This window comes from Pseudomonas sp. Sample_21 (assembly GCF_004307525.1).
Lineage (GTDB): Bacteria > Pseudomonadota > Gammaproteobacteria > Pseudomonadales > Pseudomonadaceae > Aquipseudomonas > Aquipseudomonas atacamensis.
Genome location: NZ_RCNZ01000130.1, coordinates 1 through 14,630 on the forward strand (window position 1 = coordinate 1; position 14,630 = coordinate 14,630).

Genomic DNA, 14,630 nt, shown 5'->3' on the forward strand with positions numbered 1-14,630 from the left:
GTGCATCCGAGTTTTGTTGGCTCAACCAAAGAGGTTTCCGTAATGCCGAAGATCATTGATGTGATCAGGACGAAGCAAGGGCAGACGTTTCTGCTCCTCGACGAGTTGCCCCGCTGTGTTTACGAGCGCATCGGAAACCTTTTGATATCGAACGACGGCGGCTTCTACGACTTCCTGAAGATTGAGCCTGGATCGCGTGATGCGTTCGCCGGCCGGGCCTTCACGATCAAGCTTACCGATGGGTCGACGCTTGAGTGCAATGGTCAGGTCTGGTCATGCGGCGCTGATGTTGGCGTACCAACCGCACAGGTCGGCGTCGGAACGCTTGAGTCTCTTGCGAGCTGCTACGTTTTCAGCTCGGCCACAGTCGACGTATCGCTGGTGAACGAATGGCTCTCGAAAAACAAGCCGAGCAGCCGGTACTACAAGTACGACAAGCGCGAGACGGTCGAGTATTGGGAAGCCATCTACCGCACCGAGAAATGGGGGAATCGAATTTCACCGGCTCGGGCCCGGAAGCTCCGCAAGCGTGGCGCGACCATCTGGCACGTAGATGGCAGACCAACTTGGAGCGCTCGCTTCGAGAAGCGCAAGGCGCAAATCCTCGCCGATATCGCAGCAGACTCCTGATCTACCGCCACTCTGGAGGTAACCATGAACGCAACCGCGCTCGCACAAAGTGAATTCGATAACCGCCTGCCGCCTCCGGTGAGCGAAAGCCCTCGCGAAGTTGCTCGGGCTGAGTGGCTGTACAACGCCATAGAACAAATGGTTCGGCATGGCTGCGACGTGAAGGTGCAGCGCCGCATGCGTCCGGCTCAGGGCGTCACGCTGGCCCAGCTCGCTCTGGCAGTTGATGAACATGCAAACGGACGGCTTGCAGGCTGCGAGATCACCACGGCTTCGCTGGGCTACCTGCTGATCGCCGCCGAGCGCGGCCACTCTGACAAGGTCGCCTCCGCCGAACTGCTCGGGCCCAGCGACCACCCACTGGGCAAGCTTGGCGAAATCGCGGAGGGCCTACTTCGACCCCTTGTCGATGACGCGCTGATCGCCCAGGCCGAGGACAACGAGCTATGAGCAATCAGGTAGCACTGGCCCGGCTGGGCCTTGAGATCGCGAAAATGCGCAAGTCCTGCACGCCAGTGCCGGATCGCACCTTCGTCATGGGCATGATCGAAATGGCGGAGTTCGCCGAGATCATCGACACCCGCACCGCCAATCGTTATCGGGATGCGCTGGACGCCAAGTTCGTCGAGCGCAACACGCATCTGAAAGGAGTTTCGGCATGACAACCCCTCTGGTGAAAACGCTGGTTGATGAGCAGCTCGACGATATCGAGCGTCGCATCACGATTCTCGGCTTCGGCCTGCCCTTCAATGAAGTGATCGGCCGCAAGCGCGAGGATCTGGTCGACAGCCTCCCGCAGCGCCTGTCGGTGACCATGAAAGGCGGACGCATCGCTGTGAGGGCTCGGCCATGAATCTCTTGTACTGGTTTCTCGTTGTGATCCTGATAGCCGGCGCAGGCGCCTACGGCATCGTGAAAGACGGACAAGGCACTTGCCAGGTCCCGCGCTCCACCACCTACAACGTGTTCCGATGACTGGCCGGCAGATGGCCCGCCGCATCCTCATTCGGCGCGGATCGTTCTCCGCTATCGGCATGTTCACCTTCCTGATGCTGCTCAGCGCCCTCGCCGATCGCATCACTCAATAACACAAAAATTTCAGCGCCCCGCAAGGATGGCGCGGGAGACCGTCATGCTCGCAGCAATTGCAGACCGCATCCGTTCCAAGTCCTACGAACTTCCCCTCTCCCGTGATTACGTCCGGCACTGGGGATTGAAAGAGGCAATTCGGGAGCTTGTCCAGAACGCTCTGGATAGTGAATCGCCTTTCGAATACGCCTTCGCCGATGGCCAGCTGTTCATCACCAGCCGATTTGCACGACTCGAAGCCAGCACGCTTGTGTTAGGCAGCACCTCCAAAACAGACCGCACTGATGCCATCGGCAGCTTTGGCGAAGGCTACAAAATTGCCCTGCTGGTGTTAACCCGCAACGGTTACGACGTGAAGGTTCTCAACGGGAATAAGCAGTGGGCGCCCGAGTTCCGGCATAGCGATCAGTTCGATGCAGAGGTGCTGTGCATCAACGAGACACCGGCTCACCGCCAGAATCAGGGCGTTGAATTCATCGTTTCTGGGCTTACCGAAGATGACGAGGCCGAAATTCGCAGCATGTGCCTGCGGATGCAACCACCGATGAGTGACGTAATCGGCACAAAATACGGCCATATTCTGCCATCCCGCCCCGGGAAGCTTTACGTCGGCACGCTCTTCGTGTGCGACACCGAGCTGACCTACGGCTACGACATCCTTCCTGAACACCTGCAGCTTGAGCGTGATCGTCAAACCGTGTGCGGCTGGGACCTGAAACAGGTCTCGAAGAACGCCTGGATCGACACTGGGCAGCTGGAAGACGTGGCAACGATGATTGAGGCCGGCATTCCCGATGTCGAGTACGTCGAGTACGGCAGCACTGAGCTTGTGAAAGAAGCTTGCTACAAACTGTTCCAGCAGAAACATCCTGGCGCAATCGCCGTTCAATCCCAGGAAGAGCTGAACAGTCTGGTCAAGCAAGGCATGACCAACACCGTGGTGGTGAGCAGAACCTTTCACTCTCAAGTTTCCAACTCGACCTCATACAGGCAACAGGTCGCCCACGTCGTTGCCATCCAGACGCCGAAAGCGGCGCTGGAAGAATGGTATCGCGACAACAAGAAATATATGAGCAGGCTGCCGGCAGCTTCCTTCAAGGAGCTGGTCAAGCGCGCTGACGGCTGGAGGAACAAGTGATGTCCACGAACATGCAGATTTGGTCCCAGGTCGAGAAGACAGACACCCGGTTTACCAAAAAAGCCAAGGTGAACGGCCAGGACATAACCAGCCTGAGCGGCACCGCGATGGTTATGAAGGCCACCGAGCTGTTCGGCCCGGTTGGCATCGGCTGGGGTTGGAAAATCATCGAAGAACGGTTCGATGACGGCCATGAAATCTTTACCGGCGAAGGCGATAAGCGTACCTGCATCGGTCGCGAGATCGGGCACACGCTGAAAATTGCTCTCTGGTTCATGCAGGACGGCCAGCGCGGCGAGATCGAGCAATACGGCTGCACTCGGTACCAGTACAAGACCAGCTATGGCATGACCACCGATGGCGAGGCGCCGAAGAAGTCGCTGACTGACGCAATCAAGAAAGCACTTTCCATGCTCGGGTTCAGCGCGGATGTGTTCCTTGGATTGTTCGATGATGAGACCTACGTCGAGCAGCTTAAGGAAGAACAGGCGATCGAGCAGGCAGTGGACAAGGACGCCGAAATCCTGCGTCAGAAGCAGGAGCGTCTGGACTGGCTGAATTCTGCGGTGGAAACGATGGGCAAGGCCGTGACCGCCCACGAACTGAAAATGCTGAACGTCAAATACATCCGCGAGGCAACCCGCCGCAACGAGCCGACTTTCATCGCCCGAATCACTCGCGCCTTTGAGGAGCGCAAAGCGGCCATTGAGCCCAGCAAGGAGAATGCAGCATGACCCAGCTATACGCACTGACCGGCAAACTTGCCGAACTTCAGGGAATGGCAGACACCGACGACGAGGGCCTGAAAGAGGCCCTGCAGCACGCGATGGACGAAATCCAAGGCGAGTTTGAGGTGAAGGCTGACAACATCGTCATGCTCCGCCGCAACATTGAAAGCGACGTGACGGCCATCGACACGGAGATTGAGCGGCTGACCGAGCTCAAGCGCATCAAGTCCAACAGTGTTGCGCAGATCAGCGATTACCTGCGCCGGAACATGGAAGCCGCCAATCTCAAGTCGATCAAGCGCCCGCTGTTCACCATCACCTTGGCCCTTGGCAAGGAGAAGGTCATCGTCGACAACGAGGACGCGGTGCCGGACGAACTGACTGTCGTGAAATCCAGCATTGCCCCGGACAAGAACGCGATCGCCGCCAAGCTCAAGGAAATTCGCGAGCACAACGAAGCCGTGCGCAAGCGCATTGCCGCCGGCGAGGATGCAGAGCACGAACTGATCGAAGAACCTGCCTACGCGCACCTGGAGCGCGGCGACAGCTCGATCCGGATCAAGTGAGGCCAGCATGATCAGCAACCACCTCAACCTCGTCGAGCAGCACCGGCCGGACGCTGAGTCGATCGCTGAACGAATCGCGCAGTACCTGGCCGCAGGCGGGCGGATCGACCAACTGAAAAGCCCGCCGCTAAATCCCGATCCCGCCGAGCGCTCGAAGACAATAGACCCTGAAACGGTCCTCAAGCGGCGGCCGAAGCCGATATCGGCCGCTGACCGCAAGGCTCTGCGCAAAATGGCGGACTCGCTATGAAGTCGAAACGCAAACCCAACAACGGTTTCGCCCGGGCCGAACGCAGTTGCCGGGCGCTGCTGCGTACCAACCACGTCGCGGTGGTGAACATCGACCCCAGCGGCAGCCAGATCATGGCGAACTGGAAGAGCTGCAAGCAGATCCGCAGTCTGGCGATCGCCAACGCGATATTCGATTTCTCCTATCGCTGGACGATCTACATCGCCGCCATGTGTCGAGACGAGTGCGGCGCCGAGTACATCAAGTCGGTCGAGATCTCGCCGGATGGCATCTACAAGGTCGAGCGCCTGACCGATGCCATCGAGCATTACTACCTGGAGCTGCGGAACAGCGCGAACCCGAACCATCTGGTTGCGTCAGGCTGGATCGCCATTCCCGACGAGACATCGATGGACGAAGCCCAAGCCGCGAAGCTGTTCTACGCCGCCGGCGCCTGGCATCAGGTAAAGGTCGCAGCGTGAGACGTTTTCGCACCCAACAACGCAAACGACAGACCTGGCTGGACTTGCCGGCCAGCGGAATTGAAGAGGTAGGCCATGGCCAAGAGCAATGCAGATCGCTCAGCGAAAGCCGCGGCGAAGAGGAAGGAACGCGGCGAAGAGGAAATCAGGCTGCACTGCCTGCCCGGTACGCGCCAAGCCCTTGCTGAGCTGATGGCCTGGAGCGGCATTGAGGAACAGGGCGAGGCGATTACGCTGATGATTCACCATCTGCACGGTCTTGGCCCGGGCGGCGCCCTTCCCCTGCTCACTCCGCCGCGACACGAATACGTGATACCCGAAAACGTGTCGCGGAAGCTGAAGCTCGCCTATCAGCGAGAGTCTATGCGGATAGCGATCGAGGAGTGATCAGACTTGGAAGCCTGCAGTTAGCTGAATATTCTCGAGAGCCTGCATAGCCGCCGTTTTCTCTTTTGGTCCTCCAGGGCCATTACTTCCCATGATAGAGCCTGCGGCAACATGGAAAACCGAAGCGGGAGGATGACCAGACCTCAGGCTGTTTTCCTTGATAAGGGCAATGACAAGATGCTCGAGAGCAGCCAAGCGTGCTGACTCATCCATAACAGAATCTCCGTGGAAACCGGCCAAATGCCGGTCACCCGTAATACCCCAACCAAAACCAAATTGCCACCACCGGTCACGGAGGGCGGCGCCTGACTTGAGATAATCCATGACTCACAACTGCGAATACGTTCGGCAGCACTATCAGGTGCCCGCCGAAATCGGCCGCCGCGTCATCGCCTACGGAAAGCCTGGCGTCATCCTGGCAGATCGTGGTCACTACATCGGCGTGGTGCTGGACGAAGACCCGAAGAAGCGGATCAGCAACTACCACCCAACCCATGAAATGCAATACGGCGAAATGGCCGAGACGTTGCCGCTCAAGGAGTGGCTGGTCTTACCGTTCAAGCATGACTGGGACGACCTCGACTGGAACCGGGAAGCCCGCGAAGATATGGTCAGGGTCTGGGCAGCCACTCGAAGTCAGGCCAAATACAAAGCCTACGAGCGGCTTCAGGATTACTGCCACAGCATCAAGGCGATGCTCCACTTTAAAGTTCGGCGCGCCTGATCCTGTTAGGAGGACTGATTGCGTCGGGCGAAGAAGGTGTCTCTCGCAGTAATGAGTCTTTGAATTAGTGCAGGACTACCCGGATTACCCGCGTCGTCAACCAACACAAGGACGAACGAACACTTGCACCCAGTGCTGTTGTCGTCCTTAGCCAGCCAATCCCTGACTTCATCAGCAGTAAATAGCTCGCCGCTACGGGCCGCATGAGAGTCTCTCGTGGATGGTGACAGAGCGGACATGTGCATAAATCGATGTTTGATCCCGAGCCTTTGACAGTCCGCCTCATCCGCAGCAAGTCTGCTCATTCTCATCGCTTGGATATCGGCATCACTCACGCGCCTCTCCTTGATCCGGCCCCATGCCGGGCCGAACACAAATACCCCACTTCTACCCAAAGTGCCACCACCCTGACGAGGTGACAACATGCCTGAGATGTATTCAGAGCGGCGTACACGGCTGCTCAGGGAAATGATTGCCTACGATCCGCTGACCGGCGAATTCACATGGAAAGTGGATCACTGCCGGCGCCAAGTGGGCGACCCTGCCGGTTCGCAAAAGCCAGACGGCTACGTATATCTGAAGCTGCTCGGGCAAACTTATGGCGCGCATCGCGTCGCCTGGATGCTTGTCACCGGTAACTGGCCGGGAGTGGCTGTTGATCATCGTGACGGGGTACGAAGCAATAACGCCTGGGAAAATCTCCGCCTCGCAACGCGATCGCAAAACAACGCGAACGTACCGCCACGTGGAGCTTCGGGCTTGAAAGGCGCGACTTTCCATAAAGGCGATCGCTGCTGGAAAGCGCAGATCTACGCTAACGGCAAGAAGACATACCTCGGATCCTTTCCAACACCTGAACAAGCGCACGCAGCTTATGTCGCGGCGGCAGATAAATATCAGGGCGAGTTCGCGCATCACCGGTCGCGCCAAGCCTGAGCCATTCACGAATTCAACTATCACGCCAGCCGGCGAGGATCCCAACAGCCACACGAAATATCAGGAATACTAAATGAGGTCAAAAAGTTAGGATTTATCTGAATATCAAATTGATTTTTTAAAAAATCACTCTCCATTAATTTCATTTGATACTTGCCATTCGCCACAAATCCTTTCCATCTCGGACTGATAATAATCTCTTATAGACCTTGCATTCTTGAAATCGTTAAAGCACAAATCACTATAAAGCAAATTTAAAGCTGACAGCCGCCCTTCGAAATTATCGAGCCTTGTACGAAGTGTGATCATTTTTTCTTTATCCAGAGGCGTTTTCCCATCCATTACCCATTGTGCAAGCGTTTCAAATCCTCGGAGCTTTATTTCGTACTCGGATTGCAGTCCCCTCGTAAGGCTTTGAAGAGTATTAAGGACATTTAGCCGTGTCTCTTCTACAACTCTTCGATCGGCATCGAAGTTTGATCGTTTGATTTGAGCCAGCTGCGAATCAAGCGTTCTAACTTGTAAAGCTTGCATTGCATCAAACTCATGCCGCTGTGTTTCTAACAATTTTTTTTGCAACCCTATGGTTTTTAGGATAGCTAAAAGAGTCAGAAATGAAATCAGCGGACTAAATATGCCCCCTATATAAGACCCAAACGCTGACCAATCATTAGAACTAACAGAAAGGTCACCAGAAAATGAAATCCTATAAACAACCACTGCAACTAATAAAGCAACAGCTACTGCCGCGACTAAAAAAATAGAAAACGCATCGAGAAACTCATTGCTTTTTCTTATGTTATCAACTCCCTCACGAACCTCAATAGGCTTCGATTCTTCGATCATTGCAGCACTCTCAGTTTTTTCTGACTCTACTGTACAGAGATTTTCCCTGACTACCCACCACCCTCCACCGCCCGGGCATGCCCCGGCATAGGACGCCATGCATGCTGAACATCTGGCGCCTGAGCGGCCGTACCGTGGTCATCAACGACTTCTGAGAATGTCCAAGGCATCGCTAGCATCCGACTGCGCTGCAGCCGCAGCCGAATAGGCATCATCGGCGGCGTACCAAGCCTCATAAGCCCAGTAGGCCGAAAGCCCGGCGGCCATGAGCGTCAAGATGTTGGTTACTACCAGAACCTTGATCAGCTTCGTAACTTCCATTTGCTTCTCCTTGGCCTCGGCCGTTTTTCAGCATCGCACTTTACTCGCGAGGTAAACCCATGCCCACAGAAAACATCCGCAAGGTAGTCACCGATTCGCTGGTCGGGATGATCTCCGCCCTAACGTCGATTATCCCGCCGGCGAACGAGCCGTTGCCCGATTTCATTCAAAGCCCTATTGACCGTGCGGTTGAGCGGATTAGCGCCGCACTTGCACCGGGCGTGACGGCCGCGTGCTCTCGTATCAACCGCCTGTACCTGGCCGGGCCGATGAGCGGCTTCGAAGACTTCAACTTCCCGGCTTTCAATGCCATGGCCGCCGATCTGCGCGCCCGTGGCTACGTCGTCGAGAACCCTGCAGAGCATGGCGTAGTCGAAGGTGCGGACTGGGCGGACTACATGGCCTACGACCTCACCCGCCTCGGCCTTTGCGGCCAGGTCGCCGTGCTGCCCGGCTGGGAGAACTCGAAAGGCGCCCGGCTCGAAGTGCACATTGCCCGCGAGCTCGGCATGAAGGTTGTGAATGCCCATGATCTGGTATCGATGGAGATTGCATGATGAGCGACATGCATTCGAGTGACGGCCAAGTCTTGGCGAACCAGGCTATCTTTCCCAGCGGACGTTGCCGGCGTTGATCACTGGACGATGCTTGTTCGCCAGCCTCTGGCTGACCAGCCACAAGCGGGTTTGCTCAACTGACATAACTCTTCCGAGAGATTTTCTTTCTTTCAACACGTCAGCGCTTACGACAAAGCTCCCGCATTCAACGCAGTCATAAATATCTCCGTGGAAGTTGGTCTCAAGCTTCCGAGCCGATGCTCCGCAGATTAAACAGTCCATACGTCCTCCGTTGGCAGACGTAAAACTGTAGCTGATTGTCCGGCGACCGCCCAACAACCAGCCGCCCCCGATAAAAGGGGTGGAATGCGCAGAAAACTTTGCGAAGAAAGTAGCGAGCTTATTCGATAGCGGGGCTGCCACCTTCTGGCGGTCGGCCATCAAGAGCTGGCATCGGATCGATTTGAACACCAGCGACAACGCTCAACCAGGCCGAATAGGCGGCGCTTTGCCGCGCAAGCGCTTCATTCCAGCGGTTGCCTGAGAGCTCGCCTGCTACTACCAACATCATCAGCTGGTTCGTTGCGGCGTCGAGCTCAACGAGATGCGCGTGTGATTGAAATCTGAATTCATCGTTTGAAGCCATGGTAGTTCTCGGTAGCTCGGTCTGGGCGTTGCGGGCTGGTTATCTAAGGCGATTCTCCTACCCGAAGTTTGGCACATACCTATACAGAGTCGAAATTTCTGTACAGGTTCTTTCGCAGCGATAACTCGTTTTGTGTCGCTGATTCCCTCCCCCTTCAAAGTCAGCCGCTATCGCGGCAAGGACGAAGTCATGTCTGAAGAAAAGTTGATTGGCCCTGTCGAAGTCGTGCGCGATGAGCACGGTTACTGGTATCACCCCGACATCCCGGATTTTGACGAGGACGCCGAAGCATGGAAGGCGTGGCTGGCCGCCCAAGGATTGACAGTGGTCGGATGGCACATGGATTCCGACTTGGACTCTCACCCCTACTGGGAAGATGGCGAGGCTCACTGCCACGGCTGGCAGCCAGAAACGCCACCAGCGTACGACTGGTTTCTGCTCGGAATTTTCGACACTGATGACGGCCCGTATGTGCAATGGGCGACCCGCGAGGTGCAGCTATGACCGCTATCAAGGAGCGGCCGATTCTGTTCTCGGCGCCGATGGTGCGCGCCATTCTGGATGGACGGAAGACGGTAACGCGGCGAGCGTGCAAGCCACAACCAAGCGCCAATGCTCACACTACATCGGCTGAAGGCAGCCCGATGGGCGCGTGGTGGGAAACCGGGAAACACCTCAACCGCTGTCCGTTCGGCCAGATCGGCGACCGGCTGTACGTGCGCGAGACTTGCTTCATCAACGATTTCCGCGAAGCAGCGGTTCCGGTGGGAGAGCGAGCAGATTGCGAAGTTCACTACCGGGCCGACGGTGTCCCGGACTTTGAGGGTGAAGAGGAACTGATTCGTTGGCGCCCGTCCATCCACATGCCGCGCTGGGCCAGCCGCATCCTGCTGGAGATCACCGACGTGCGCGTCGAACGCTTGCAGGACATCACGTACGAACAGGCCGCAGCCGAGGGGGTGCATCGCGGGCCGCTCCGCGAATGGTGCGCGAGCGACGAAGGCGGCGCCTGCCATAAATACCCGATACCAGCATTCCGCGACCTTTGGCAATCCACCGGCGGCGACTGGGACGCCAACCCCTGGGTCTGGGTCGTCGAGTTCAAACGGGTGACGCCATGATCACCAAGTGCTTACTCGGCTGCACCCTCTTCTTCTGGCTTCCATTGGTACTGACCATAAAGGCGGTGATCGGATGAGCATTGTTCGCGAAAACCTAATGAAGGACGCCAACTACCGGCCCTACTGTGGAAATGGGTACTGCGGCGGGATGATGCCGCGCACTGTTTGGACTGGATCGCAATTCAAGTGCTACAGCTGCCATTGGATATCGCAATTCCCAGAAGACTTCATCGCCGAGTACAAGGCTAAGTGGCACGCGGAGGTAGCGCCATGATCGCCCTCGCCTGGTTCGCCTACGTGTACTGCTACAAGGGGCCGCGGTGATGACTGAAATGAGCGCGATCTTTTCGAACATGACCATCGAACAAGAAAAGCAGTGGTTCGCAGAGCAGCAAGAGGCGCACCGGCTGGATCTTGAGCGGGAGAAAACTGAAATAGCGAACCGGAAACCAGCCGAGCACCATATCAACTGCCGCGATTGCGGTGCATTTGTCGAGAAATGGCGGTGGGTTCACAAAGACCATCCTCAAGCGATTAGAAGCGGGTGGCGCCCTATGTGCGGCTCCTGCTTCGACAATTACGACAACTACCCGTAACCCCTCCCTCAAACTCAACAGTCTGCCGGTGTGCAGCCGGGCTGCGGGGAATCACTCACTCATAACCAGTTCAGCACTCGCAGCACTCTCTCGAATATTCGCTCGCTTGCCGCCCACGCCAGCATGACAAGGCCGCCTCCCGCGACGACGAAAATAAACCCACCAACCGCATCGATGACGACCAGAAATATACCCAGTGTCAGGAGTGCGGCACCGAGCGCCCCCAACACCGTCCGGCTTTGCTTTTGCTCGGGATACTTGTTGAACATCCAAATACTCCGCATCAGTTGCGCATCGATCAACTGTAGCCCAAGCGCAACCACCCAATATCAACCACCTTCTGCCGCCACGCGCGGCATAAATTCAAGCCAAGCCGAAATCGGCGAGGAGTTTCAAATGGCAGCGACAGAAAACATCGATCGTTTCCTGCGCCTCGACGAGGTGCTCCACACAACCGGTCTTGGCCGTAACACGGTTTATCGCCGGATCAGGGAAGGCACATTCCCGAAACAGGTTAGAATAGGCCCTAACTCGGTCGCCTGGCGCCAGTCTGCTATCTCGCAGTGGATGCTCGATTTGAACCCCAGCAACGACCAATCAGTACATTGATCAGTACACCATAAACTGACAATTCAACAGATCCCGCTAAATTCAAGCCCTACAGGTCATACCGTGGAAATCTTCAAAGAGTTTACTTTCGAATCCGCCCACCGCCTGCCGCACGTCCCGGACGGCCACAAGTGCGGCCGCCTGCACGGTCACTCGTTCAAGGTCGCGCTGCACCTGAGCGGCGACCTCGATCCGCACACTGGCTGGATTCGCGATTTCTCCGAGATCAAAGCGATTTTCAAGCCGCTGTATGAGCGTCTTGACCACAACTACCTGAACGACATTCCCGGCCTGGAAAACCCGACCAGCGAAGTGCTGGCCAAATTCATCTGGAACGAGATGAAGCCATTGCTGCCGGAACTCAGCGCGATCCGCATTCATGAGACGTGCACCAGCGGCTGCATCTATCGCGGCGAATAGCAACAAAGATCTCCTGCCAAAGCCATCGCCGCTGCCCTCATGCGCTTCTTCTGACCCAACATTATTCCCCCTGACACCGATCGTTCCCACGCTCTGCGTGGGAATGCCTCAACGGACGCTCCGCGTTCGGCTTTGGTATGGGACGCGGAGCGTCCTGGGCTGCATTCCCACGCAGAGCGTGGGAACGATCAGATCGTCCGATCGCGGCCCGAGCCTTCGGCAGCTCCTACATTGGGCTTCGGTGTGTTCGGGTGCACCGTTTTCGCGCCTGACTTCGCCGTGTCGTCTATACATACCCCGCCCGACCGCGCTTGGCACGACCGCTGCAACCCTTCTGCGTCTTCCCCTTCCAGCAAGGACTGCCCCATGACGCAGAACGCCTCCGGCAACGATTACCCGCTCAGTGAAGTCCCCATGCACGCGCGCAAAGGCCTGGCCTCGACGGCGATGGTGTTACTGGGCTTCACGTTTTTCACCGCGACCATGTTTGCCGGCGGCAAGCTCGGGGTCGCGTTCGGTTTCGCCGAGATGATGGCGGTGATCATTGTCGGCAACCTGCTGCTCGGTCTGTACGCAGCAGGGCTGGGTTACATCGCCTTCAAGAGCGGCCTCAATTCGGTGCTGATGGGCCGTTTCTGTTTTGGCGAAGTCGGCAGCAAGCTCAGCGACCTGATCCTCGGTTTCACCCAGATCGGCTGGTACGCCTGGGGAACAGCGACGGCAGCGGTGGTGATCGGCAAGTATTTCAATCTCGATGAAACCACCGTGCTGGTCCTGATGGTGCTGTTCGGTCTGGGCTTCTGCGCTACGGCGTACATCGGCTATCGCGGACTGGAGATTCTCTCGTACATCGCGGTGCCGGCGATGATGTTGCTGCTGATGCTGTCGATGTGGGCAGCGACCGTGAAAGTCGGCGGTTTCGAAGGCTTGCTCAGCGTGGTGCCGACCGGTTCGCTGGACTGGTCGACGGCGATCACGCTGGTGTTCGGCACCTTCGTCAGCGGCGCAACGCAAGCCACCAACTGGACGCGATTTTCGCGCTCGGCAAAAGTGGCAGTGCTGGCCAGCCTGATCGGTTTTTTCATCGGCAACGGCCTGATGGTGCTGATCGGCGCGTACGGCGCGATCGTCTATCAACAGCCGGATGTGGTTGAAGTGCTGCTGTTGCAGGGCTTCGCCATGGCCGCGATGGCCATGCTGTTGCTGAACATCTGGAGCACTCAGGACAACACCATCTACAACTTCGCCGTCGCCGGCTGCAACCTGCTGCGCACCGGGCGGCGCAAGACCGTGACCCTCGGTGGCGCGGTGATCGGCACTCTGCTCGCCCTGCTGGGCATGTACGACATGCTGGTGCCGTATCTGATCCTGCTCGGCACGGTTATTCCGCCGATTGGCGGGGTGATCATGGCTGACTTCTTCTACCGCTGGCGCGGGCACTATCCGCGCCTGGCCGACGCACGGTTGCCGGCGTTCAACTGGCCGGGGCTCGGGGCCTACGGGGTGGGCACCGTCGCTGCGTTCAGCTCGCCCTGGGTCGCGCCGCTGGTAGGCATTGCCGCTGCCGCGCTAACGTATGTCATCGTCACCGGTGTGCTCGGCGCCCGTCGCATCAGCGCACCACTACAAGACCTATAAAAAGGATTCGCCTGATGCACATCATCAACGCCCGCCTGCGCAACCAGGAAGGCCTGCACGAATTGCACCTTGAAGACGGCCTGATCCACAGCATCGCCCGTCAGACCGAAGCGCCGACCCTCGGCGCGGATGACCTCGATGCCGGCGGCAATCTGGTGGTGCCGCCCTTCGTCGAGCCGCACATCCACCTCGACGCCACCCTCACTGCGGGCGAGCCGCGCTGGAACATGAGCGGCACGCTGTTCGAGGGCATCGAATGCTGGGGCGAGCGCAAGGTCACCATCACCGAAGAAGACACCAAGACCCGCGCCAAGAAGACCATTCAGGCCTTGGCCGCCCACGGCATTCAGCACGTGCGCACCCACGTTGACGTCACCGACCCGCAACTCACCGCGCTCAAGGCCATGCTCGAAGTGCGTGAGGAAAGCCGTCACCTGATTGACCTGCAAATCGTCGCGTTCCCGCAGGAAGGCATCGAGTCGTTCCGCAACGGGCGCGAGTTGATGGAAGAAGCAATCCGCATGGGCGCCGACGTGGTCGGCGGCATTCCGCATTTCGAATACACCCGCGATCAGGGCGTCAGCTCGGTGAAGTTCCTGATGGACCTGGCCGAGCGCACCGGCTGCCTGGTCGATGTGCATTGCGACGAGACCGACGATCCGCATTCACGCTTCCTTGAAGTGCTTGCCGAAGAAGCGCGCAGCCGCGACATGGGCGCCCGCGTCACCGCCAGCCACACCACGGCGATGGGCTCTTATGACAACGCCTACTGCGCCAAACTGTTCCGCCTGCTCGGCCATTCCGGGATCAGTTTTGTTTCCTGCCCGACCGAAAGCCTTCATCTGCAAGGGCGCTTCGACAACTTCCCCAAACGCCGGGGCGTGACCCGCGTCAATGAACTGCTCGAAGCCGGCATGAACGTGTGTTTCGGCCAGGACTCGATCGTCGACCCGTGGTATCCGCTGGG

Annotated in this window: 25 protein-coding genes; 20 read left to right on the top strand and 5 right to left on the bottom strand. The window is 57.7% G+C overall.

Annotated features, from left to right (window positions below):
• From D8U71_RS25300 to D8U71_RS25345, 10 genes are all read left to right on the top strand, one after another.
• The coding region (locus D8U71_RS25300; RefSeq protein WP_206663216.1) for a hypothetical protein at nt 1–630 on the top strand (630 nt) is incomplete at its 5' end.
• A 24-nt stretch (nt 631–654) separates the two neighbouring features.
• Nucleotides 655–1,080 carry a hypothetical protein gene (locus tag D8U71_RS25305; RefSeq protein ID WP_130888973.1) on the top strand — a complete coding sequence of 142 codons (426 nt, stop codon included), beginning with the start codon at nt 655–657 and terminating at the stop codon, nt 1,078–1,080.
• Nucleotides 1,077–1,292 carry a hypothetical protein gene (locus D8U71_RS25310; RefSeq protein WP_024013561.1) on the top strand — a complete coding sequence of 72 codons (216 nt, stop codon included), beginning with the start codon at nt 1,077–1,079 and terminating at the stop codon, nt 1,290–1,292. Before D8U71_RS25305 ends, D8U71_RS25310 begins: the two co-directional genes overlap by 4 nt.
• Nucleotides 1,289–1,483 (top strand): hypothetical protein, encoded by a 195-nt coding sequence (locus D8U71_RS25315; RefSeq protein WP_130888974.1) that lies wholly within the window; start codon nt 1,289–1,291, stop codon nt 1,481–1,483. Before D8U71_RS25310 ends, D8U71_RS25315 begins: the two co-directional genes overlap by 4 nt.
• A gap of 279 nt (nt 1,484–1,762) precedes the next feature.
• The gene (locus D8U71_RS25320; protein WP_130888975.1) at nt 1,763–2,857 is read left to right on the top strand and encodes a hypothetical protein; all 1,095 of its coding nucleotides are present in this window, start codon (nt 1,763–1,765) and stop codon (nt 2,855–2,857) included.
• A complete protein-coding gene (locus tag D8U71_RS25325) occupies nt 2,854–3,591 on the top strand; it encodes a hypothetical protein (protein ID WP_241664259.1) in 738 nt (245 codons plus the stop codon). Before D8U71_RS25320 ends, D8U71_RS25325 begins: the two co-directional genes overlap by 4 nt.
• On the top strand, nt 3,588–4,151 hold the full coding sequence (locus tag D8U71_RS25330; protein ID WP_130888977.1) for a siphovirus Gp157 family protein: 564 nt from the start codon (nt 3,588–3,590) through the stop codon (nt 4,149–4,151). Before D8U71_RS25325 ends, D8U71_RS25330 begins: the two co-directional genes overlap by 4 nt.
• A 7-nt stretch (nt 4,152–4,158) precedes the next feature.
• Entirely contained in the window at nt 4,159–4,401 is a 243-nt protein-coding gene (locus tag D8U71_RS25335; protein ID WP_130888978.1) for a hypothetical protein, read from the top strand.
• Nucleotides 4,398–4,862 carry a hypothetical protein gene (locus D8U71_RS25340; protein WP_130888979.1) on the top strand — a complete coding sequence of 155 codons (465 nt, stop codon included), beginning with the start codon at nt 4,398–4,400 and terminating at the stop codon, nt 4,860–4,862. The genes D8U71_RS25335 and D8U71_RS25340 overlap by 4 nt, the downstream gene beginning before the upstream one ends.
• Before the next feature lie 75 nt (nt 4,863–4,937).
• The gene (locus tag D8U71_RS25345; protein ID WP_130888980.1) at nt 4,938–5,249 is read left to right on the top strand and encodes a hypothetical protein; all 312 of its coding nucleotides are present in this window, start codon (nt 4,938–4,940) and stop codon (nt 5,247–5,249) included.
• Here the strand turns inward: D8U71_RS25345 and D8U71_RS28430 are convergent, their stop codons facing one another.
• Complete coding sequence (locus D8U71_RS28430) at nt 5,250–5,573, bottom strand: hypothetical protein (RefSeq protein WP_177434941.1); 324 nt, start codon at nt 5,571–5,573, stop codon at nt 5,250–5,252.
• Between D8U71_RS28430 and D8U71_RS25350 the strand changes: the two genes are divergently transcribed.
• The gene (locus D8U71_RS25350) at nt 5,572–5,973 is read left to right on the top strand and encodes a hypothetical protein (RefSeq protein ID WP_130888981.1); all 402 of its coding nucleotides are present in this window, start codon (nt 5,572–5,574) and stop codon (nt 5,971–5,973) included. The genes D8U71_RS28430 and D8U71_RS25350 overlap by 2 nt on opposite strands.
• A 423-nt stretch (nt 5,974–6,396) precedes the next feature.
• The gene (locus tag D8U71_RS25355) at nt 6,397–6,909 is read left to right on the top strand and encodes an HNH endonuclease (RefSeq protein WP_130888982.1); all 513 of its coding nucleotides are present in this window, start codon (nt 6,397–6,399) and stop codon (nt 6,907–6,909) included.
• A 126-nt stretch (nt 6,910–7,035) separates the two neighbouring features.
• On the opposite strand, the gene D8U71_RS25360 is transcribed toward D8U71_RS25355, so the two are convergent.
• Both D8U71_RS25360 and D8U71_RS25365 read right to left on the bottom strand, forming a co-directional pair.
• Entirely contained in the window at nt 7,036–7,854 is an 819-nt protein-coding gene (locus D8U71_RS25360; protein WP_130888983.1) for a hypothetical protein, read from the bottom strand.
• A gap of 42 nt (nt 7,855–7,896) precedes the next feature.
• Nucleotides 7,897–8,076 (bottom strand): hypothetical protein, encoded by a 180-nt coding sequence (locus tag D8U71_RS25365; protein ID WP_130888984.1) that lies wholly within the window; start codon nt 8,074–8,076, stop codon nt 7,897–7,899.
• 59 nt (nt 8,077–8,135) lie between these two features.
• On the opposite strand from D8U71_RS25365, the gene D8U71_RS28690 reads away from it, so the two are divergent.
• Nucleotides 8,136–8,633, top strand: a complete 498-nt coding sequence (locus tag D8U71_RS28690) for a DUF4406 domain-containing protein (protein ID WP_241664260.1) — start codon at nt 8,136–8,138, stop codon at nt 8,631–8,633.
• A gap of 400 nt (nt 8,634–9,033) precedes the next feature.
• On the opposite strand, the gene D8U71_RS25375 is transcribed toward D8U71_RS28690, so the two are convergent.
• Nucleotides 9,034–9,279, bottom strand: a complete 246-nt coding sequence (locus tag D8U71_RS25375; RefSeq protein WP_130888985.1) for a hypothetical protein — start codon at nt 9,277–9,279, stop codon at nt 9,034–9,036.
• A gap of 189 nt (nt 9,280–9,468) precedes the next feature.
• Between D8U71_RS25375 and D8U71_RS25380 the strand changes: the two genes are divergently transcribed.
• From D8U71_RS25380 to D8U71_RS25390, 3 genes are all read left to right on the top strand, one after another.
• Nucleotides 9,469–9,783, top strand: coding sequence for a hypothetical protein (locus tag D8U71_RS25380; RefSeq protein ID WP_130888986.1), 315 nt, complete (start codon nt 9,469–9,471; stop codon nt 9,781–9,783).
• On the top strand, nt 9,780–10,400 hold the full coding sequence (locus D8U71_RS25385) for a hypothetical protein (RefSeq protein WP_130888987.1): 621 nt from the start codon (nt 9,780–9,782) through the stop codon (nt 10,398–10,400). The genes D8U71_RS25380 and D8U71_RS25385 overlap by 4 nt, the downstream gene beginning before the upstream one ends.
• Before the next feature lie 323 nt (nt 10,401–10,723).
• Nucleotides 10,724–10,996 (top strand): hypothetical protein, encoded by a 273-nt coding sequence (locus D8U71_RS25390; protein ID WP_130888988.1) that lies wholly within the window; start codon nt 10,724–10,726, stop codon nt 10,994–10,996.
• Between the two features lie 59 nt (nt 10,997–11,055).
• Here D8U71_RS25390 and D8U71_RS25395 read toward each other — a convergent pair whose 3' ends face one another.
• Nucleotides 11,056–11,265, bottom strand: a complete 210-nt coding sequence (locus D8U71_RS25395; protein WP_130888989.1) for a hypothetical protein — start codon at nt 11,263–11,265, stop codon at nt 11,056–11,058.
• A 127-nt stretch (nt 11,266–11,392) separates the two neighbouring features.
• Here D8U71_RS25395 and D8U71_RS25400 point away from each other — a divergent pair, with 127 nt between their 5' ends.
• From D8U71_RS25400 to codA, 4 genes are all read left to right on the top strand, one after another.
• Nucleotides 11,393–11,605, top strand: coding sequence for an AlpA family transcriptional regulator (locus tag D8U71_RS25400; protein WP_024013576.1), 213 nt, complete (start codon nt 11,393–11,395; stop codon nt 11,603–11,605).
• 63 nt (nt 11,606–11,668) lie between these two features.
• Nucleotides 11,669–12,025 carry a 6-carboxytetrahydropterin synthase QueD gene (gene queD / locus D8U71_RS25405; protein ID WP_007915588.1) on the top strand — a complete coding sequence of 119 codons (357 nt, stop codon included), beginning with the start codon at nt 11,669–11,671 and terminating at the stop codon, nt 12,023–12,025.
• Nucleotides 12,026–12,391: 366 nt separating this feature from the next.
• Entirely contained in the window at nt 12,392–13,663 is a 1,272-nt protein-coding gene (codB, locus tag D8U71_RS25410) for a cytosine permease (RefSeq protein ID WP_130888990.1), read from the top strand.
• Nucleotides 13,664–13,677: 14 nt separating this feature from the next.
• The coding region (codA, locus tag D8U71_RS25415; RefSeq protein WP_130888991.1) for a cytosine deaminase at nt 13,678–14,630 on the top strand (953 nt) is incomplete at its 3' end.